This window comes from Ruegeria sp. CDSB013 (assembly GCF_059611165.1).
In genome coordinates this window covers 35,588-55,449 of the sequence record NZ_JBXWPA010000001.1, presented here as the reverse complement: position 1 = coordinate 55,449, position 19,862 = coordinate 35,588, and the positions used below count along the sequence as shown (strand labels likewise).

The following is a 19,862-nucleotide window of genomic DNA, read 5'->3' as shown; positions in this document are numbered from 1 at the left end:
CTTCTGACAAGACCCTCGAAGGGAGTCATTATACTCCGGCGAAGAGTATTTGTTTTTTGCGATCTGCATCCCTTTGACACAAAACGAAATCGTTCTCATGCAAAAAGCCCTGAGGGGAGGACGCAACTAAAAAATGCCCAAAATCATCTCGCCCTGCGACTAGCGCAACCAAAGTTTTCACTCTGTTTTGCTGTTTCATTGAGGGCTTTATGAAACGCAACGCCGCACCAATGCGTCTATCGTCCGTGTTATTGGGCCCTGATGCGTGAAAGAGATGCCCGTGATGCATGGAAGCCTGCCCTGCACGCAATTCGGCAGCAACTGCATCTTTTTCGTTCACATCGACTGTGATTTCCTGCCCACGTGACAAAAGATTGTTTTCGCTGAAGGTGTCCACATGAGGCACGATACGGCTTTTATGGCTGCTAGGAACAAACCTCATACACCCGCTTTGCTCAGACGCTTCTGAAATCGCAACCCAACAGGTTACCTCTTCAGCATCATCCAAACCCCAATAGGTCAAGTCTTGATGCCACGAGACTATCTTCGATGATCGCGCTTCTTTTACGAAAAGTGCACCGCTCCAAACCATGAGGTCCGGCCCCAACACTGTTGAAGCAGCCTCAATCAGCTTCGGATGGCGAAGAAGTGCATCGAATGATGGTATCAGCCTGTCCGGATAAGAATATAGAAGCTTGAGTTTCTCTGGGTCGTCTCTGAGAATGCGCTCTGCTTTTTCAAAATCATCGCGCAGCGTTTGGACCTCGTAAGCTGTCAGGATATCCAGCGGAGCTACGAAACCGTCTCTTTCATAAGTCTTTGCAATATCACGCATTCGTCTATCCATCGTCATTTTCCGGAAACGTTAACTGCACTTTCATTGATTGGCTTCGATCAGACGCGACCTCAAAGGCAGTTACAGCCTCGCCAACTTCGAAGGAATGCGTCACCAACTGGTCGACGTTTATTAGTCCGCTTCGCATCATCTCGACCGCGACTGAGAACTCGGAATGGAAACGGAAAGACCCACGAAGCACTATCTCTTTTGCAGTCAACGCCTGCATCGGCACAGTCATATCTCCACCCAGACCAAGCTGAACCAATGTTCCACCCGGTCGCAAGCATGCGACGCCAGAAGCCAGAGCCGATTGAGCCCCAGAACACTCCAGTTGGACATCAACCTGGCCCTTGTCGTTTTCAAACCGCTCCAGTTTTTGCGGATCGGCGTAGGTGTTGATGACATCGTCTGCCCCGCATTCACGCGCCAGAGCGAGGGTCTGGTCCGAGATATCCGTCGCCACTATTCTGGCCGCTCCAGAACGACGTACCGCCAAGATCGTGAGGCAGCCAATCGGACCGCATCCCGTGATAAGTACCGTTTTGCCTAAGAGGTTCCCGGCTTGTTTAATCGCGTGCAAACAGACAGCCAGAGGTTCGGCCATAGCGGCCTGCGCAGGGCTCAACCCATCTGCCGGAACACATTGACTGGCTTTCGCCACGAGTTTGCTTTGAAAAGCGCCTTGGATATGCGGGAACGGCATCGCGCTGCCATAGAACTTCATATCAAGACAGTGGTTTTGCTGCCCGTTCAGACAATAAATGCAGGCTTGGCAAGGGCGGGATGGAGAAACTGCAACCAGTTGGCCTAAGTGCAGCCCCTGCACACTTGACCCGACTTTCACAATTTCTCCGGCGACTTCATGTCCTAGCACCATCGGCTGACGCAACTTGATCGCACCGAAACCACCGTGGTTATAATAATGCAGGTCAGAGCCGCAAATCCCACCCGCGCGCATGGCAATCAAGACTTCGTCTGGCCCCACGTCGTGTACGTCCCGGTTTTCCAACCTCAGATCTTTTGCGGCATGGATAACAACAGCAACATTGGCCGAAGACATTGCACAGACTCCCTATACATATTGCCAAAAGATACGGATAGTCGGTGCTGACAACCAAGGGGTTTTTGCATGATGCTTGAAATGTTCAACCTAGAGGGAACACGCGCACTAGTAACAGGCTCTAGCCAAGGCATTGGATTTGCGTTGGCCCGTGGCTTGGCTGCCGCTGGTTCGCAAGTCGTTTTGAACGGGCGCGACACCGCGAAACTAGCGGCAGCAGCATCCGAGTTGAGCGAAACAGGCGCCTCGGTACGTGAACTTTCGTTCGATGCAACCGATCATGAAGGTGTCCGATCTGCCGTGGACAACTTTGAAGACAATGTCGGCCCCATAGACATCCTGATAAACAACGCCGGAATGCAACACAGGACGGAGCTACAGGATTTCCCCGCTGATGCCTTCGAGCACCTACTACAGACAAATGTAGCGTCCGTCTTTCATGTCGGTCAGGCTGTGGCACGGCACATGATTGAAAGAAAGTCAGGCAAGATCATTAACATTGCGTCGGTTCAATCCGCATTGGCAAGACCGGGTATTGCGCCTTACACGGCGACAAAAGGTGCCGTGACCAACCTTACAAAAGGAATGGCGACTGATTGGGCTAAGTATGGCCTAAACTGCAATGCCATTGCGCCTGGATATTTCGATACACCTTTGAACGCCGCATTGGTTGCTGACCCTGAGTTTAGTGCATGGCTCGAGAAACGCACCCCGGCCGGTCGCTGGGGCAATGTGGAAGAACTTGTCGGCGCCGCCATATTCCTTGCCTCCCCTGCATCCAGTTTCGTCAATGGACATACTCTCTACGTTGATGGCGGAATAACGGCGTCACTTTGATTTATGTCTTTCAACCGTCTGCTAGGTACGACTGACGCAGGCTTTGTTTAAAGCGCCGACGCCAAAGCAATCACCACAACAACCATCAATGAAGCCGCCATCGCAAAGTTGATCCTTTGATGTGATCTCTCACTTAAATCAAGGCTGCCTAGCTTTGCGCCAGCACCCAGCCAGATCATGTGCACTGGCACCCAAACCATATTGAATATTACGATTTTTATGACGACCTCCCAAACGGGCGCATCGGGCAAAAAGGCAAACCCTGAAAACAATGCTGTGCCGACCACGTAAGCCTTGGGATTAATGAACTGAAGTGTCAGCCCGTTCGCAAATCCAAGTGGCGAGACCGCAGGGGAAAACCCGACCTTTGAGCCAGCTCTTGCAATACGCCAGGCAAGAAATCCCAAATACCCAACAGAGGCAAATAGCAGCAAAGTTCTAAGTACCGGTATAGCCAAAGCTACTGCAGCGACTCCAGAGACAACAAACATCATGTTGATGAACCCGCCCAGCATCAAACCGGCCACAAAAGCTAGCCCAGATCGAAAACCAAATGCTGATCCAATACCCGCAGTTGTCAAAACACCTGGGCCAGGCGTAATCAGCAGAAAGAAAACCGCAACGGCAAACTCAAACACTATTCAGATTGGCCTTCTACAGATCTCTGCATTCCGGCACAGCTGTGATCACCGATCCGTCCTTAAGGTGTTGCAGGAGATTGTCGACAGTTAGGTCACCCATAGCTGCACGTGTCTCAATAGTCGCGCTACCAGCGTGAGGGAGCAGAACGACATTGGACAACTCGCGCAATGCTTTTGGAACGCGCGGTTCGTCTTCAAAAACATCAAGCCCTGCCCACCCGAGCTCACCGTTTTGCAATGCATTGATTAGGGCAGTTTCGTCGACAACCGAACCTCGACTAACGTTTATAAGAGTGCCCCCTGCCCCCAACGCGCGCAACACCTCAGCGTTGACCAGCCTATTGGTCGACGGGCCGCCGGGCGTGATGCATATGAGGACATCCACATGTTCTGCCATTTCAACCAAACTGTCGAAATATCGGTACGGGACATCCTTTTGATTGCGGGTATTATAAGAGATTTCGGGGGCCCACGGCTCCAACTTATCAACGATCGCCTGACCAATGCGACCAAGACCAAGAATGCCTATTCTTTGATTGTCCGCTGATCGTGTCAAAGGGGCATTACCTTCAACTTCCCACCGTCCGGACCGAACGTAATCGTCGTCACGTATGAGCTCTCGATAACATGACAGCAACAGCAGAACGGCGGTGGTTGCGACTTCTTTGTTCAAAACATTGGGCGTGTGCGTCACAACAATCCCGCGCTCAGCTGCTGCATTTGCGTCGACGGCGTCGTAGCCGACCCCATAGACACTGATCATCTTCAGATTACCGAGTGATGTCATCAGTTTATGCGGAACACCATCGTGCCCGTTCGTAACGATATGCGTAACATTTTCCGCGTTGAAATCGTCCAATTGATGAATGTCGAACGCTGCGGACAGGCGCTCTCGCATCCGTTCTGTGATCCCTCCGATTTGCAATAAGTCAGTCATCTTGACCGACCTTTTGCCGCTGAACACCAAGCCCATCGATGCGAAGCTCCATGACGTCGCCTTTTTTTAGGTAAACTGGTTTCGGTTTGATCCCCATTCCGACACCGGGCGGTGTTCCAGTTGAAATGACGTCACCGGGGTGCAATGTGAAAAGTTGACTTAGATGCTCAATGATCTCGGCAACCGAAAAAATCATCGTAGCAGTATTCCCGGTTTGCATGCGCTGACCGTTTACATCCAGTGACATACCAAGACTTTGAGGATCAGGCACTTCATCCCGGGTCACTAGCCACGGACCAGTAGGGCCAAATGTGTCGCACGACTTGCCCTTGGTCCATTGACCGGTCAGTTGAGTTTGAAAATGCCTTTCCGACACATCGTTTACGATGCAATAGCCCGCAACATGTTCGAGCGCATCGGCCTTGGAAACGTATTTGGCCGTCTTACCGATGACGACCCCCAGTTCGCATTCCCAATCGGTGCAGGTAGATCCGCGCGGCATGACAACATCGTCATATGCCCCTATGACCGCTGAGTTAGCCTTGAAAAAAAGTATCGGATGCTCGGGAATATCTGCGCCGGTTTCTGCAGCATGGTCCGAGTAGTTCAAACCGATGCAAAGAAATTTTCCGATTTCGCCGACACACGGTGCGATACGAGGATCACCCTCCACAATTGGCAGGTTGTTCGGATCCAACGAACGCAAATTATCTAGCGTTCCATCATCCAGCATATCCCCCGTAATATCGTTGATATGAGCTGACAGATCCCGCAATTGACCCTCAGAGTCGACCAACGCAGGCTTTTCCGAGCCCTCGGCTCCGTAACGAACAAGTTTCATTTCTGTTCCTTTTAGTGGTTATCGCGTGGCATGAAGCCTCGTGCGATATCGCGGTAGTTTTCTGCACCCTTGAGCGTCATACCGCGATCCAACCGATCTACTTTTTCGCGGAATATCTCCTGCCAGGGGGATTGGTTGGGCGGCATTGAATACCCACCCTTTGCCTCCAGATCGCGAGCGCGTTCATGCAGCTCTTCGAGCGAAACCAGCATATCCGCTGTGCCTTTGCCAAGATCGATGCGCAGTCGGTCACCATTTCTCACTAAGGCCAACCCACCACCCTCTGCAGCTTCGGGTGAGGCATTCAGGATAGACGGACTTCCTGATGTACCGGATTGCCGTCCATCACCGATGCAAGGAAGAGCTTCGATGCCCTGTTTCAACAAATATGCGGGCGGCCGCATGTTCACGACCTCTGCAGCACCCGGGTATCCTTTTGGTCCCGCTCCGCGCATAATCAGAATACAGTTTGCGTCGATGTTTTCTGCGGGATCATCGATCCGATGGTGAAAGTCCTCAGGCCCATCAAACACAATCGCCCTGCCCTCAAACGCATTTGGATCATCCGGGTTCGACAGGTAGGTCTCTCGAAATGCCTTTGAGATCACAGATGTCTTCATAATCGCACTCTCGAACAGGTTGCCCGAGAGATTGATGAACCCCGCCTGTTGCTTAACCGGGCTACTGACAGGCTTGATTACGTGGCTATTCTGAGACCGGCGCGTCGAGCAGTTGTTGCCCATCGTCTTACCGTTCACCGTTATCGCATCGGGATGCGGCAGCAATCCAGCATCAAAAAGCTCACCGACAACGGCGGGTACACCTCCGGCCTGTTGGTAATCTTCGCCCAGATACTCACCCGCTGGCTGCATGTTAACCAATAGAGGAACGTCGTGGCCAAGTTTCTGCCAGTCATCGTTGGTCAACGGAACACCAAGGTGCCGAGCGATCGCATTCAGGTGAATCGGCGCGTTCGTCGATCCGCCAATCGCAGAGTTGATAACAATCGCATTCTCAAAAGCCTGACGTGTCATCACATCGCTGGGGCGTAGATCCTCCCAGACCATGTCCACAATGCGTTTACCCGTTTCATAACTGATTTGACCGCGCTCTCTATACGGGGCTGGAATGGCTGCTGATCCGGGCAATTGCATACCCAAGGCCTCAGCAAGCGAATTCATGGTCGTTGCTGTTCCCATCGTATTGCAATAGCCCACCGAAGGTGCTGCGGCGGCTGCGATTTCCATGAACTCATCGGTGTCGATTTCGTCAGCCGCAAGGTCTTCGCGCGCTTTCCATATAACCGTGCCCGATCCAGCGCGTTCACCTTTCCACCAACCGTTGAGCATGGGGCCGACCGACAGGGCGATCGCCGGGATGTTGACAGTCGCAGCGGCCATAAGAAGTGCGGGCGTGGTCTTGTCGCAACCAATGTTGAGAACAACGCCATCAATTGGATACCCAAATAGACTCTCAACCAAGGACAGATAAGCCAGGTTGCGGTCGAGTGAGGCCGTTGGCCGTTTACCGGTCTCTTGTATCGGATGGACCGGTATTTCGATGCACGTTCCCCCGGCGGCGATGATTCCATCGCGAACACGTTTGGACAATTCGATATGATGCCGATTACAGGGGCTCAAATCACTGCCGGTCTGGGCAATGCCAATGATCGGTTTGCCTGATTGCAGTTCCTCACGGGTCAAACCGTAGTTCAGGTATCTTTCCAAATACAATGCAGTCATCTCAAGGTTCTCAGAATTCATGAACCACTTGCGAGATCGCAAATCGTTTTTTGATACTTTTGTCATTGGCCTGACCAACCCCCGTCAATTATGTGCGTGTGTCCTGTGGTGAATGCACTTTCATCGCTCGCCAGATAGACGACCAATGCCGCAATCTCTTCTGCTTTCGCTACACGCCCCATAGGCTGTCGCGCCACAAATTGTGCAAGGGCCTCTTCTCTGCTGCCCAGTTGCTCGCCCAACGCATCTACGCGGTCACGCCAACTGGGACTGTCGACTGTTCCCGGACAAATGCAATTGCACCGGATTCCATTTGTTATGAAGTCCACGGCCACCGATTTCGTCAGCCCAACAACAGCGGCTTTTGTCGTTCCATATACAAAACGATTTGGCGCACCGATTGTGGAACCCAGTGCGGAAGACATATTGATTATCGAGCCTCCTCCGCGCTCTAGCATTCCCGGTAATACAGCCTTTGTCGTGCGCACCATTGAGCGCACATTAAGGTCCATGGCGAAATCCCACTCTTCATCGGTTGCATCCAGAATAGTTCCGTGATGCACGAACCCTGCGCAGTTGAACAAAACGTCCGGATTCGCTCGCGCGACCCCATGATGAATGCTGTCATTATTCGTCACATCCATCTCGAATATTTCGAGATTTTCGAGATTCTGACCGCGAATCAAATTTAGTTTTTCAGGGTTAATATCCGTCGCATAGACTTTTGCACCCTCTCTTGCCATTGCAATTGCGCTTGCAAGTCCGATCCCTTGTGCGGCGGCTGTGACCAAGACGCTTTTTCCCTTAAGTCTTTCTGACATATAAATATTCCGACCTCAGAAGTGGCGACTGGACAAGTGTTACTTCGTCCCACAGATCAACAGAGAAGCAAAGAAACCTTGGCGGATTTGCAACGACTTCTGGCATGTGGGCACAGAGCCGTTAGCGTATGACAGAGATTTTGGTTTGGCCATAACCATGCGTGGCGCACCTTCGGAAGGACAGTAAATGATGGGCAAGCAGTTCAAAGTGGCTCTGTTGGGAACCGGCCTGATGGGAGCTCCTATGGCGCGAAATATTTTGCGCGCCAAGTTTCCGCTCACTGTATGGAACCGCAGCTTGAAAAAGGCAAAACCGTTGACAGCAGAAGGCGCGACATTGGTGGAAACTGCCCCGCTGGCGGTTTCAGGTGCAGACGCAATAATAACCATGCTCTCGGATGGATACGCGACCGGCGCGCTAATTTCTGACGAGGCTTTCCGTGAACAACTCAAACCGGGGATGATCTGGATTGATATGTCCAGCGCCAAACCCGCACACGCCAGAGAGCAATCCGCGCAATTGTCCTCGATGGGGGTGCAACATCTGGATGCCCCAGTTTCCGGTGGCACCGTAGGTGCCGAAGCTGGCACCCTTGCGATCATGGTCGGTGGCGATCAGGACGTTTTGGAGCGCGTGCGGCCGGTTCTGACGGCAATGGGACGTCCTGTGCATGTAGGCCCAAGTGGTTCTGGTCAATTGTGCAAATTGGCCAATCAAACAATTGTCGCTGTGACAATATCGGCCGTCGCCGAAGCGACACTACTGGCTCAGCAAGGCGGTGCAGACCCCACCGCGTTGAGGGCCGCACTGAAGGGGGGCTTTGCGGACAGTATTATCTTACAACAACATGGCGAACGCATGTCTGATGGAAATTTTGTACCAGGAGGTTTGTCTAAGTTGCAAATAAAGGATTTGGACAACACGCTAGAAGAAGCGCGCAGCCTTGGCGTTGAGCTACCCAGCATCCAATCCGTGCGCAACCGTTTCGAATATTTGATAAACGAAATGGATGGGGCCGAACTGGATCACTCGGCTTTGTATCTGGAACTCAAAAAACGGAATGGAATGTTGTGACGCGGGTACTTGTTATAGGCGGTGGAGGAATGCTGGGCCAGAAACTGGCCCAACGCGTTTCGACCCAAGAAATTTTTGGAGCAGATTCCCAAATCTCACTGTTCGATCTCTCATTCCCGTTCGACAGTGCGCCAGGTAAGCAAATTGTGGGAAACTTGACCACGTCAGGCATCGCCAAGTCGGTTGCAGCTCAGCGCCCGGACGTCATATTTCACCTTGCAGCTATCGTTTCAGGCCAAGCTGAAACTGACTTTGCGTTGGGTTGGGATGTCAATCTTATGGCGACCTGGACACTGCTGAACACACTCAAGGATGAACACGAGGCGTCAGGAGGCGAGTACACGCCTCGTCTGGTTTTTGCCTCGTCCATAGCAGTTTTCGGGGCACCGTTCCCCGAAAAGATAAGCGATGAGTTTCTATCGGCTCCTTTGACCAGTTACGGAGCGCAGAAAGCGGCGTCTGAATTGATGATCACGGATTTCAGCAGGAAGGGATATATCGACGGTGTTTCCTTACGCTTGCCCACTTTGTGTGTGCGCCCTGGCAAAGCCAACGCTGCCGCTTCGTCCTTCTTTTCAGGTATTATCCGAGAGCCATTGAATGGGGTTGAGGCTGTCTTGCCTGTTGCCGAAACTGTTCGCCACTGGCACGCCAGCCCCCGCGCCGCTGCGACTTTTTTGACCCACGCAGCAACAATCGACACGCGGCTTTTGAATGACCGACGCGCGTTGAACATGCCGGGCGTAAGCTGCACCGTCGCAGAACAAATCGAAGCGCTGCGCGCCGCGGCCGGCCAAGATGCAGTTGGCCTCATCAGACGAGAACCCGACGAGGCAATCGAACGAATAGTCAAGAATTGGCCGCGCGACTTTCAAACAGATCGCACTCTGGAGTTGGGGTTCGAGGCGGAATCAAGCTTCGACGAAATCATTCAGGTGTATTTGGAAGACGATTTTCGGCGCTAGTCGCCCATCGTCTTTCCAGTTAGGTGGCGTTTCAGATGATCGTGAATTTTCTCTCGTGTTAACTGTTCATCCCCTGACAATGCTGCCTCCAGTATATTGGCATGGTGTCTTATGTTCTGAGAAATGAACTCAAAGTTCCGGTCTGCCACCATCAACTGCTGTCTGAATTGCGCGTAAACTCGGCCATGCATTTGTTTTAAGGTTTCCGAGCCACAGGCAGAAATAAGCGTTTGGTGAAACTCCTTCTCCGAGGCAAACCATATCTCGATAAGGCCGCTCGGGTCGTCTGTGGCATGTATGCGTTTTTCGATGTGGCTAAGTTTGTGATGCGCGGCCGTCAGTCTTGCTTCCCAATCCACCCCGCCACTACGGATTGACATTGTTGTACCTTCGGCCTCCAACAAAACACGGACATGTGTCAATTCGATAAGCTTCTGCGGCGAACGCATTGGCACGCGGAAACCTTTTTGTTCCTGAAAGTCCACCAATCCAACAGCGGACAATCGAAAAAGGACTTCACGAACTGCGCTCGCAGAACAGCCATACTCTTTACGTAGTTCTTCGGCCCTCACCTTGGCTCCATGCTCGAATCCGTTCGAGACTAGGCGCATTTTAAGATCTTGATAAATATCGACTTCTTCTTTCATCCCGGTATGCGCCTTCAATTTTTGTCCAAGTAGCGTCCTAAGCCTATTTTCGAATTTATGCAAGAATCTCGAAATTATCAGAAATTTCAAATTCTTCTTGTTGCATTCGATTCGTCGGCTTAACGTTTATCTGCGTGACGGCAAAGGAGGCGGCAAGATCTCCCACTCCGCGCGTCGCTCAACGTCTGGGAGGACAATATGAAAATAGTCAAGACAGCGGCCGTGGCGGCCGTAGCAACGACAATGGCAGCCGGTTTCGCGATGGCTGAAACCACGAAGCTTAGAATTCAAACCCATTTTTCACCCGAAACTCTGTCTGGTCAGATGGCTGCAAAATTCGTTGAAGACATTCAGGAGATGTCGAACGGCGAAATCGAAGTTGAAATGTTCTATTCCTCTTCGGTGGTCAAATCAGTTGAAACCTTCGATGCCGCAGCTACGGGAATTCTGGACTGCGACATGACGGGCGGCGGCTATCAGACGGGAAAAAATCCGGCCTTCCAGTTTGCGGGCGACCTGCTCGGCGGGTATCAGAACCCATATCAGCAAATGGCTTGGCTTCTTCATGGCGGCGGAAGAGAAGCTGTGAATGATCTATACAACGGCTATGACATGGAGTTCATCGGATGGTGGATTCCCGGGCCGGAGTCGCTTTCTTCGACCAAGCCGATTGCAAAAGTGGACGACTTCAAAGATTGGAAATTCCGCTCCCCTCCAGGCCTTGCGACCAAAGTGTTCGCGGAACTTGGTGCTTCTCCGATCGTTATGGACTTCAACGAAATCTTTACGGCTTTGGAAACCGGCATCATTGATGGCGCGGATGCCGCGAACCTGACTAACAACGTGGGACTGGGTCTGTACGAGATCGCAGGTCACACAAACTATCCCGGTTTTCACTCGATGCCTGCAGATCACCTAGCCTGTCGCAAAGACGTTTGGGAAGCGATGCCTGCGCACCACAAGAAGATCATGGAAGTCGCAATGGATAGCTTGGCATTGCACAATGCCACAATCAATGAAGTGCAGAACGCTCAGACTGCAAAAGACCTGAAAGCAAAAGGTGTTCAGTTGTACGAATGGTCGCCTGAAGACCTGGCAGCGTATCGCGCGGCCGTTCAGGTAGGTTGGACTGAGTTCGCGACGACCCCTGAGGCACAGGCGCTTTTGGAAAGCCACATCAACTTCCTGCGTGACCTGGGCGCAATGCAATAGTCAGACTTCGACCGAATTACGACGCACGGAGAGGCCGCATTAGCGGCCCCTCTGGATCGGCGTCTGGATCCATAACTTCATGAAAATCAACAGAATAATAAGCCATGTACTGCAGTACGACATGCCGGAAGTTCTGGGCTACTCGCAACAGTATTATGACAAACGTACAACCCATCTGGTCGAGATTCGGACAGATGAAGGGGTAACCGGTTGGGGGGAGTGTTTTGGTCCCGGAAACGTAGCCATTGCCAACAAGTCCATCGTAGAAAAGGTAATCCAACCATTGGTTCTTGGCATGGACCCTTTGGACAAAGACGTGGTCTGGCACAAGGTGTACAACCTTCTGCGAGACCATGGCCAAAGCGGAATGCCAATACAGGCTTTGTCCGGGGTAGACATCGCACTTTGGGACATCACCGGCAAAATCTCTGGCCTACCCCTTCATAAGCTTGTCGGCGGCGCGCATCGCACAAGCGTTCCTTGCTACGGCTACGGCATGATGCTTCGGGATGAACCGATTTCTAGTCTGGCCAGCCGTTTTGAGGAGGAAGCCGCGAAGATCAAGGAAATGGGATTTACCGCCACCAAAATGAAAACGGGCTTTGGCCCGAAGCCTGATGTGAAGTTGTGCGAAGCAGTTCGACGCGGAGTTGGTGACGACTTTCCTTTTATGGTCGATGCGAACCATGCCTATACGACTTCGGACGCATTTTTTGTCGGTCGGGCGCTGGAAGAGCTGGACGCATATTGGTTCGAAGAACCGGTCGCGCCAGAAGACATTGACGGGTACCGCGAACTGCGCACTTCGCTTAAAGTCAACATCTCGGGCGGAGAGGCGATATTCAATCGTTGGGCCTGGCGCAATCTTCTTGAAAATCGCGGCATTGATATAGCGCAGCCAGAAGTATGTGCTTTGGGCGGTGTTTCAGAGTATCTCAGGGTACTGGCCCTATGCCACGCACATTTCACTCCGGTCGTAAATCACGTCTGGGGCAGCGCCATCGCCGTCGCAACTAATCTACACCTACTGGCGGCTATGCCAGCAATTCCAGGCGGTTTGCATCCATGGGAGCCGATGCTGGAGTTCGACACAACGGACAACATGTTTCGGGACGATCTGCTGACCGTACCGCTGGAAATTCAAAATCAGGTCAAGGCCAATAATGGCCGTGTCATGATCCCGGCTGGCCCCGGACTGGGTGTCGAGCCGGATCGAGACTTTATCGATCATTACAGGATCGAAGGATAGGGACGAGGGTTACGCGATGCACAAGAATTCAGGCGGACCAATTGAATGGCTCATACCGTTGGCCTTCGTCGCGACTGCCAGTTGGCTTGTTTGGCATCTTCCAGCATTCCTGTTGGATTGGCTGCCTTACACCTCTGAATCCCTAAAAAGTCAGGTAACGGAAATATATCTGCGCAGCGACGTCACGCCTGAATTGCCTGGTGTGTTCGGGGGGGTTGTCGACATCATCGACGTGGCCGCGCTAGTACTTCTGCCGTTTCTTGCAGTGATTGGTACAAAGACCGTGCGCCCGGCGACGATGGAGTTCGAAGGCTCGACGGTTATGGATCGTTTCGCCCTGTTCATAGGCCGAGTTACGATGATGATGATAGCAATCATGACTGTCGTCATGCTCTACGAAGTCTTTATGCGCTATATCCTGGAGAAGCCGACCGAGTGGGCCAACGAAATGACTCTCTGGTTCGCCAGCTTTGTGTTTTTGATGTCTGGCTACTACGCCATGCAGCAACGCAGTCACATACGAATATTCCTGCTTTACGACGCAGTTCCACGTTGGCTTCAGCGCGTTTTTGACACGGTTTCAACAATACTGATCGTCCTGTTTGCCTTCTTTCTGGTCTACGGCAGCTACAAACAGGTGTTCGTCAACAAGCTCTATAAATGGGAGCTTTATGGCTCCGCCTTCAATCCTCCGATCCCGGCGACGTTGCAGCCGATGGTGCTGATCGTAATTTCGCTCGTCGCAATGCAAGCAATTTTGAACTTGGTCGCGGATTGGAACAAAGAGCCGGAAATCCACACAGATGAACCGGACGAAGACGAAATTGAAATGATCAAACGAGCAGTGGGACAAGACTGATGGATATTGGAACAATCTCACTCATCCTGATGGTCGCTCTGATCGTGCTTCTGGCGATCGGGATGCCTTTGGGTCTGGCCTCGGCTTCCCTTGCGGTTCTGGTTCTTGTCCTGAAGTTCGAACCGACACTGCTTTTGAACCCATTTTCATTCGGCGACGGGGTTCTCACCGGTCGGCCAGGCACTGGGCCGCTCTATATCCTGGCGCAGAAGATATATGGGCTCTTAACGGACTACGTGCTCATATCAGTGCCATTGTTTATCTTCATGGCGTCGCTGCTAGAGCGGTCCGGGATCGCGCGTGACATGTATTCGTCGCTGAATGTCTGGCTTTCCAGAACACGCGGCGGCATCGCGATCGTGACCTCGATCATGGCGGTGATCATGGCAGCCATGTCCGGCATAATCGGTGGTGAGGTTGTCCTGCTGGGACTTATCGCCCTGCCCCAGATGCTGCGCCTAGGGTACGATCAAAATCTCGCGATCGGCGTCATCTGCGCCTCGGGCTCGCTGGGCACCATGATCCCTCCCTCCATCGTTCTGATCATCTATGGGCTGATCACCGAAACCTCGATCAAGTCGCTGTTCACCGCGTCTTTCATTCCCGGCTTCATGCTGGCCTCGATGATCATCCTGTACATCATCATCCGCACGCAGTTGAATCCTCATCACGCTCCGCTGCCGGAACCGGATCCGAACGACCCCGAACCGGCCGAAAAACGCAAACTGTTTGGGGCCTTCATGAGCATCGTCGTCGCCGGATTTTCCACCGTTCTGTTTATCCGGGCCGCGTTTTTCGAGCTCTCAGGCTCGAACGCTGCCAGCCAGGGCGAGCCCGCGAGGCTGGGAACGGCTGACTACCTGCCCTGGTTTGCCGGCATCACGATCGTTGCCCTTCTGCTGATCTTCTTCGTCTTTGGCAGAGAGCGCGCTAAAATCGGGTGGGAAATGGGCAAAGGCCTCGTCGCTCCGCTGGTCGTCATCGGCGTCGTGCTCGGCTCGATCTATGGCGGGATCACAGGCATCACCGAGGCTGCGGGCATGGGCGCCTTCGCCGTTCTGATTATCGCCATCCTGCGGGGCGAAGGATCGTTCGAGCTGGTTTGGGACAGCTTGATGCGAACCCTAAAATCCACAGGCACCATCATCTGGGTTACGATCGGGGCCGCCGCGCTGGCGGGTGCCTACACCATTGCTGGCGGGCCCCAATACGTGGCCGACCTAATCGTCGGCCAGGAGCTGCCAACCATGCTGGTCATTCTGGTGATGATGCTGATCTTGCTGTTCATGGGCGCATTCATGGATTGGGTCGGCATCGTGCTGTTGATTATTCCGGTCTTTCTGCCGATCGTCCTGCGCCTTCCTATCGAAGAAATCGGAGTCTTTGGCCAGTTGGAGCCGAGTCATGTCGCCATCTGGTTCGGCGTCGTGTTCTGTATGAACATGCAGGTCAGCTTCCTCTCGCCCCCATTTGGCCCGGCCGCGTTCTACCTGAAGTCGGTGGCCCCGCCACATATCAGTCTGACGGATATCTTCCGCGGCTTCCTGCCATTCATCGGGATCCAGTTGCTGGCGCTTTCCGTTCTTCTGATTTGGCCGGGCATCATCGCGCTGCTGTTGTGAGGTCGCACCCATGCTGACACAAGATCAGATTGGCAAGTTCCAGACGGACGGATACCTCGTGGTCGAGGATGTTATCCCTGCCGATGTCCTTGATCGGGTACAGACCGAATACTCGGATGTCCTGAGCCGGCTCTATGACGGTTGGTACGAAAAAGGGCTGGTCAAGGACGAACCGTCTGGAATGACCTTCTGGGACAAACTTCTGTCTGCCTATCAGGCCGGTTGCGACTATTTCCAGCCGCTGGACATCTCGTTGCCCGGCGATCGGATCATGGCGGACACACCGTTCCATATCGGGCCTGCAGTGTTCGACTTGCTAACGGCCCGGCCCATGCTTGACATTGTCGAGCAGTTGATCGGGCCAGAGTTGGTGAGCAATCCAATCCAGCACGTCCGGCTGAAGCCCCCCGCTCTCAAGCTATCCAAGGATGAGGTGCGCGCGCATATCACAGCGACGGACTGGCATCAGGACCGGGCGGTTGCGTTGGAGGATGCGGATCAGACCGACATGGTCACGGGGTGGATTGCCGTCAACGATGCAACGGTCGAAAACGGCTGCCTGCAAGTGCTGCCAAAGGCACAGGACCAATCCATCCTGCCGCATTGTGCGCGGACGCAGACTGGTATTGCCGACGGATTCATTGACGAAGGCCGGGCTGTGCCCCTTCCTGTCAAGGCGGGCGGGATCATCCTGTTTCACCCTCTGACGCCACATGCTTCGCTGGTCAATGAAACGGACCGGTTCCGCTGGTCGTTCGACATCCGCTTCAGTGCGGCAGGCCAGCCCACCGGTCGAGACCATTTCCCCAGCTTCATCGCGAGGTCCAGATCGCGCCCCGAAACCGAACTGCGAGATTGGCGTGTCTGCAAATCCAATTGGGAAGCGGCGCGAGCAAGGCTGTCCGGACAACCGCACATAGATATTCACCGGTGGACATCGGACTCACCGTTCTGCGCCTAGCTGCTGCCGCCAGGAAAGCTGATTATGACTTTTGTACGTTTAGATCGAACGGATAGCGTGGTTGTTGCAACTCGGTACCTGGAGGCCGGCAGTATGGTGGAGGATGTCATGACCAATACGCGCATCCCTTCGGGACACAAGGTCGCCACGCGGAATCTTGCACCCGGCGATCCTGTCAGAAAATACGCCCAGATTATCGGTTACGCCAACCAACCGATCGAACCTGGCGACCATGTGCACACCCACAATATCGAGTTCCGCAACACCAGTGTGGACTACGAGTTTGCGACGGATCACAGGCCCATGAAACCCGCCACCTCGGTTGATACGTTCATGGGCTACCACCGGGACAGTGGTCGGGTCGGCACGCGCAATTACATCGCGGTTCTGACCACAGTTAATTGTTCGGCGACTGCGGCCCGTATGATTTCCAACCACTTCACGCCGGACAAGCTGGCCGAGTTTCCGAACGTCGACGGCGTGGTGGCCTTTGTCCACGGAACGGGCTGCGGAATGGCGGATTCCGGCGACGGTTTCGAAGCTCTTCAACGGGTCATGTGGGGGTTTGCGAAACATCCCAACCACGCTGCCGTTCTGATGGTCGGCCTAGGCTGCGAGATGAACCAGATCGACTGGCTGCTGGACGCGTATGGGCTGAAGCAGAGTCCTACCTTCCAGACGATGAACATCCAGAACGTTGCCGGATTGCGCCGCACCGTCGAAATGGGCATCAGTAAGATCAACCAAATGCTGCCCATTGCCAATGAGGCGGGACGCAGTGAAGCCCCGGCGTCCGAACTTATGGTTGCGCTGCAATGCGGTGGATCGGACGCCTGGTCAGGTGTGACCGCCAACCCGGCGCTCGGGCATGCCTGCGACCTGTTGGTTGCCCAAGGCGGCACAGGGGTCCTTGCGGAAACGCCCGAAATCTACGGAGCCGAACATCTTTTGACCCGCCGCGCCCTTAGTCGCGCAACTGGGGAAAAACTGATCGGACTGATCGATTGGTGGCAGGACTATACCGCCCGCAATCACGGTTCGATGGACAACAACCCAAGCCCCGGCAACAAGCAAGGCGGTCTGACGACCATCCTTGAGAAGTCGTTGGGGGCAGCGGCGAAGGGCGGAACCACGCCTTTGACCGGTGTATTCAAATACGCCGAACCCATCACCGCCAAAGGCTTCACTTTCATGGATAGCCCCGGTTATGACCCGGCCTCGGTGACCGGGCAGATCGCGGCCGGCTGCAACCTAGTGTGCTTCACCACGGGGCGCGGTTCTGCCTTTGGGTCCAAACCGGCGCCTACGCTGAAAATCGCTACAAACTCTGAGTTGGCAGCGCGCATGCCAGAAGACATGGACGTGGATGCTGGCGACATTCTGACCAAAGGTGCCAGCGTCGAAGAGAAAGGACAGGAAATATACCGACGGCTGCTCCAAGTCGCCTCGGGCGCGCGAACCAAGTCCGAGGCGCAGGGCCTGGGCGACTACGAATTCGTTCCCTGGCAAATCGGAGCGGTGATGTGAAACGGATCCTTGTAGCCGGCGGTGGATTGATCGGTATCCGCCACGTGCGCGCCGTGATCGAGCACCCCGGCTGCGTGTTGGTCGGGTTGGCCGATCCAGATGGCTCGATCCAGATCGACGCGCCGCGTTTTGCCAGTATGGACGAGGTGAAGGGCCCGGTGGATGGCGTCATCATCGCGACGCCGACCCGCCTGCATGCCGAACATGGCATTCTGGCCGCATCCCGCGGTTGGCACATGCTGATCGAAAAGCCGGTTGCCGCATCGGTCGATGATGCCCAGCGCCTTAGGGCGGCCGTTCGCAAGGCCGATGTCTGCAGCCTTGTAGGCCACCATCGACGGTATCACACAACCTTGCAGCGCCTGAAAGAAGTGATCAAGCAAGGTACTATCGGACAAGTCATCAACGTCTCGTTGCTGTGGGCCATGCGTAAACCCGAGAGCTATTTTGAACAGAACTGGCGGACTTCCGATGGCAGTCCAGTCATGATCAATCTGGTGCATGATATCGATGTCCTGCGCTTTGTGATCGGAGAAATCTTAGATGTCGTCGCCCTGCCTGGCGCGTCGATCCGCGGATCGGATCGGATAGAAAGCGGGGCTGTTGCGATTGCGTTCGAAAACGGCGCGACGGGCACTATCAGTTTTGCCGACACCGCACCCAGCCCTTGGGGATTTGAAGCCGGAACCGGCGAAAACCCGAACATCGGCACGACCCATCAGGACATGATGTGGATCACGGGAACCAGCGGCGCTGTGAGTTTTCCCTCCATGACTCTGTGGCGTGGAAAGGATTGGGGCACTGCGGCCCAAAAAAACCAACTTACACGACCGGAACAACAACGCGCACCGCTTGAAGCGCAACTGGATCACTTCCTTGACGTGATCAACGGCGTCCCTCCACTAATCGATGTCGAGGATGCAGCCCGGACGCTCGAGGTCACATCATGGATCGAACAGGGGCTGAAGGCGCGAACAGCTCGAGCGCGGGCGCCGGCCTGATTGACATGCGGCCCGGCAAAATACCGGACCACCCAAAGGCCAATGATTATCCGTCGGGCAATATGAGCATTCAAACTGCAAAGCCGCACGCGCCAGACACAAGAATGAAAACCAGACACATTCACGGAAAGGGAAACCAATGAGCAAACCATCAATCGGGTTTATCGGCTTGGGACTAATGGGCGGAGCCATAGTGAGCCGACTGTTGGACCAAGGATACTCGGTCGCTGTATTGGGAAACCGCGACCGCACATACCTGGACGCCGCGATTGACCGTGGCGCCCGCGAGATGCAAAACGCCCAAGAACTGGCTGAAGCCAGCGACATCGTGATGTTGTGCATGGGCACCTCGGAACAGGTCGAAAGCCGTATGCGCGGCGCAGATGGAGTGATCGCGGGATTGAAACCCGGGGCGATCGTCATCGACTTTGGCACCTCGCTTCCAGGCAGCACACGCGCCTTGGCCGAGGAGGTTGCCGCAGCCGGCGGAAGCTATCTTGATGCGCCGCTTGGCCGTACGCCTACGCACGCGCTAGAGGGCAAGCTCAACATTATGACTTCCGGCGACAAGGCTGCCTTTAACAAGGCCGAGCCGACACTGAAAGACTTGGGCGAAAACGTTTTTTACCTTGGCCCCGTTGGGTCCGGACACACGATCAAGCTGATCAACAACTTCTTCGGAATGACCGTTGCGAACGCGATGGCCGAAGCCTTTGCCATGGCTGATATCACCGGTGTTGACCGTAAACAGGTGTATGACGTTATGGCCGCAGGGCCTCTGCATTCTGGAATGATGGATTTCGTCAAAGCCTACGGCGTTGAGAGCGACCCAAATCAGCTGGCCTTTGCCATCAAGAACGCGGCAAAAGACCTTGGGTATTATGACCGTATGGCACGCGATGCAGGCGTTTCCAGCGTGATGTCGCAGTGCGCGCTTTCGGCGCTGAATGATGCGCGCGACCACGGTCAGGCGGATGACATGGTCAGCCAGATGGTTGACTACTACGTCAAGCGTTTCAACACCTGA

The 19,862-nt window shown here is 54.1% G+C and carries 18 protein-coding genes and 1 pseudogene; 11 read left to right on the top strand and 8 right to left on the bottom strand.

Features of this window, described 5'->3' with window-relative positions; all coding sequences use genetic code 11:
- Nucleotides 1-28: 28 nt before the first annotated feature.
- Together AC2FJF_RS00265 and AC2FJF_RS00260 are read right to left on the bottom strand one after the other, a co-directional pair.
- The gene (locus AC2FJF_RS00265; RefSeq protein ID WP_496721915.1) at nucleotides 29-835 is read right to left on the bottom strand and encodes a phytanoyl-CoA dioxygenase family protein; all 807 of its coding nucleotides are present in this window, start codon (nucleotides 833-835) and stop codon (nucleotides 29-31) included.
- Between the two features lie 4 nt (nucleotides 836-839).
- Nucleotides 840-1,898, bottom strand: coding sequence for an L-idonate 5-dehydrogenase (locus tag AC2FJF_RS00260; RefSeq protein WP_496721913.1), 1,059 nt, complete (start codon nucleotides 1,896-1,898; stop codon nucleotides 840-842).
- Between the two features lie 69 nt (nucleotides 1,899-1,967).
- On the opposite strand from AC2FJF_RS00260, the gene AC2FJF_RS00255 reads away from it, so the two are divergent.
- The gene (locus tag AC2FJF_RS00255; RefSeq protein WP_170777660.1) at nucleotides 1,968-2,735 is read left to right on the top strand and encodes an SDR family oxidoreductase; all 768 of its coding nucleotides are present in this window, start codon (nucleotides 1,968-1,970) and stop codon (nucleotides 2,733-2,735) included.
- A 47-nt stretch (nucleotides 2,736-2,782) separates the two neighbouring features.
- Here the strand turns inward: AC2FJF_RS00255 and AC2FJF_RS00250 are convergent, their stop codons facing one another.
- Genes AC2FJF_RS00250 through AC2FJF_RS00230 form a run of 5 tightly spaced genes read right to left on the bottom strand, consistent with a single transcriptional unit; the run spans nucleotide 2,783 to nucleotide 7,717 of the window.
- Entirely contained in the window at nucleotides 2,783-3,373 is a 591-nt protein-coding gene (locus AC2FJF_RS00250; protein ID WP_496721911.1) for a LysE family translocator, read from the bottom strand.
- A gap of 16 nt (nucleotides 3,374-3,389) precedes the next feature.
- Nucleotides 3,390-4,313, bottom strand: a complete 924-nt coding sequence (locus tag AC2FJF_RS00245; RefSeq protein ID WP_496721909.1) for a 2-hydroxyacid dehydrogenase — start codon at nucleotides 4,311-4,313, stop codon at nucleotides 3,390-3,392.
- Nucleotides 4,306-5,154, bottom strand: a complete 849-nt coding sequence (locus AC2FJF_RS00240) for a fumarylacetoacetate hydrolase family protein (protein WP_496721907.1) — start codon at nucleotides 5,152-5,154, stop codon at nucleotides 4,306-4,308. The genes AC2FJF_RS00245 and AC2FJF_RS00240 overlap by 8 nt, the downstream gene beginning before the upstream one ends.
- An 11-nt stretch (nucleotides 5,155-5,165) precedes the next feature.
- Complete coding sequence (locus tag AC2FJF_RS00235; protein ID WP_496721905.1) at nucleotides 5,166-6,962, bottom strand: IlvD/Edd family dehydratase; 1,797 nt, start codon at nucleotides 6,960-6,962, stop codon at nucleotides 5,166-5,168.
- Nucleotides 6,959-7,717, bottom strand: coding sequence for an SDR family oxidoreductase (locus AC2FJF_RS00230; RefSeq protein WP_496721903.1), 759 nt, complete (start codon nucleotides 7,715-7,717; stop codon nucleotides 6,959-6,961). The genes AC2FJF_RS00235 and AC2FJF_RS00230 overlap by 4 nt, the downstream gene beginning before the upstream one ends.
- 190 nt (nucleotides 7,718-7,907) lie before the next feature.
- On the opposite strand from AC2FJF_RS00230, the gene AC2FJF_RS00225 reads away from it, so the two are divergent.
- On the top strand, nucleotides 7,908-8,792 hold the full coding sequence (locus AC2FJF_RS00225; protein ID WP_496721901.1) for an NAD(P)-dependent oxidoreductase: 885 nt from the start codon (nucleotides 7,908-7,910) through the stop codon (nucleotides 8,790-8,792).
- On the top strand, nucleotides 8,789-9,757 hold the full coding sequence (gene denD / locus AC2FJF_RS00220; protein ID WP_496721899.1) for a D-erythronate dehydrogenase: 969 nt from the start codon (nucleotides 8,789-8,791) through the stop codon (nucleotides 9,755-9,757). The genes AC2FJF_RS00225 and denD overlap by 4 nt, the downstream gene beginning before the upstream one ends.
- Here the strand turns inward: denD and AC2FJF_RS00215 are convergent.
- Nucleotides 9,754-10,404, bottom strand: a complete 651-nt coding sequence (locus AC2FJF_RS00215; protein ID WP_496721897.1) for a GntR family transcriptional regulator — start codon at nucleotides 10,402-10,404, stop codon at nucleotides 9,754-9,756. The genes denD and AC2FJF_RS00215 overlap by 4 nt on opposite strands.
- A gap of 198 nt (nucleotides 10,405-10,602) precedes the next feature.
- Between AC2FJF_RS00215 and AC2FJF_RS00210 the strand changes: the two genes are divergently transcribed.
- From AC2FJF_RS00210 to AC2FJF_RS00175, 8 genes and pseudogenes are all read left to right on the top strand, one after another.
- Complete coding sequence (locus tag AC2FJF_RS00210; protein WP_480793242.1) at nucleotides 10,603-11,616, top strand: TRAP transporter substrate-binding protein; 1,014 nt, start codon at nucleotides 10,603-10,605, stop codon at nucleotides 11,614-11,616.
- A 79-nt stretch (nucleotides 11,617-11,695) separates the two neighbouring features.
- Entirely contained in the window at nucleotides 11,696-12,865 is a 1,170-nt protein-coding gene (locus AC2FJF_RS00205; protein WP_496721895.1) for a mandelate racemase/muconate lactonizing enzyme family protein, read from the top strand.
- A gap of 16 nt (nucleotides 12,866-12,881) precedes the next feature.
- Nucleotides 12,882-13,724 (top strand): TRAP transporter small permease subunit, encoded by an 843-nt coding sequence (locus AC2FJF_RS00200; protein ID WP_496721893.1) that lies wholly within the window; start codon nucleotides 12,882-12,884, stop codon nucleotides 13,722-13,724.
- Entirely contained in the window at nucleotides 13,724-15,346 is a 1,623-nt protein-coding gene (locus AC2FJF_RS00195; protein ID WP_142634770.1) for a TRAP transporter large permease, read from the top strand. The genes AC2FJF_RS00200 and AC2FJF_RS00195 overlap by 1 nt, the downstream gene beginning before the upstream one ends.
- Nucleotides 15,347-15,356: 10 nt before the next feature.
- Complete coding sequence (locus AC2FJF_RS00190) at nucleotides 15,357-16,307, top strand: phytanoyl-CoA dioxygenase family protein (protein WP_496721891.1); 951 nt, start codon at nucleotides 15,357-15,359, stop codon at nucleotides 16,305-16,307.
- Nucleotides 16,308-16,331: 24 nt separating this feature from the next.
- Entirely contained in the window at nucleotides 16,332-17,834 is a 1,503-nt protein-coding gene (locus AC2FJF_RS00185) for a UxaA family hydrolase (RefSeq protein WP_496721889.1), read from the top strand.
- Complete coding sequence (locus tag AC2FJF_RS00180; RefSeq protein ID WP_496721887.1) at nucleotides 17,831-18,835, top strand: Gfo/Idh/MocA family protein; 1,005 nt, start codon at nucleotides 17,831-17,833, stop codon at nucleotides 18,833-18,835. The genes AC2FJF_RS00185 and AC2FJF_RS00180 overlap by 4 nt, the downstream gene beginning before the upstream one ends.
- A gap of 100 nt (nucleotides 18,836-18,935) precedes the next feature.
- Nucleotides 18,936-19,862: pseudogene (locus tag AC2FJF_RS00175) on the top strand (NAD(P)-dependent oxidoreductase); the annotation flags it as partial.